The organism is Flavobacterium wongokense, from assembly GCF_021608265.1.
GTDB classification, from domain to species: Bacteria; Bacteroidota; Bacteroidia; order Flavobacteriales; family Flavobacteriaceae; genus Flavobacterium; species Flavobacterium wongokense.
The window spans coordinates 1-919 of record NZ_JAKIHP010000021.1 but is presented as its reverse complement, the minus strand read 5'-3'; the positions used below and the strand labels follow the sequence as shown (position 1 = coordinate 919).

At 41.2% G+C, this 919-nt stretch carries 1 pseudogene; it reads right to left on the bottom strand.

The window, feature by feature from the left end:
• Nucleotides 1-919: pseudogene (locus L1S31_RS14840) on the bottom strand (gliding motility-associated C-terminal domain-containing protein); the annotation flags it as partial.

Genomic DNA, 919 nt, shown 5'->3' with positions numbered 1-919 from the left:
GTCAGCTTCGTTAGTCACATCACCAGTAATTGCAATTGACGCATCATAAGTACAATCAGCAGTTGTGAATATTTCGATATTCGCAGGAGCAGTGAATGTAGGAACGATGTTATCTGTTACAGTAATCGTTTGTGTCTGAGTCGCAGCATTGTTACCACAAGCATCTACAAGAGACCATGTACGTGTAATGATATGTGAACCTGCACACTGACCATCAGCAATGCTGTCAGCAAATGTAGCCTGAAGACCAGTTGAACAGTTATCAGCTTCGTTAGTAACATCACCAGTCGCAGCAACAGTTGCATCATAAGTACAATCAGCAGTAGTAGCTATTGTAATATCAGCAGGAGCTGTAAACGTAGGAGCGATGTTATCAGTTACAGTAATCGTTTGTGTCTGAGTAGCTGCTGCGTTACCACAAGCATCTAAAAGCGACCAAGTACGTGTAATGATGTGTGAACCTGCACATTGACCATCAGCAACAGTATCAGCAAATGTAGCTTGTAAAACCGCACAGTTGTCTGCTTCATTAGTTACATCACCAGTTACGGCTACAGAAGCATCATAAGTACAATCAGCAGTTGTGAATATCTCGATATTCGCAGGAGCTGTGAATGTAGGTGCAGTTGTATCTTCAATTGTAAATGAAGCAGAAGATGTTGAAGCATTTCCGCAAGCATCAGTAGCAGTAAATATTACTGTTACAGCTGCTGAACAATCATTTCCAATTGAGTTGAAGTTATTAGACCAAGTTACATCTGAACAATTATCTGATGCTACGGCACCTCCATGGTTATTTAACCAAATTTGAAGCGCGTCAGTTGTACCGTTACCACATTCAACAACTAGGTTAGCTGCTGGAGTTGTAAATACTGGCGCAACATTATCTGTTACAGTGATCGTTTGTGTCTGAGTAGCA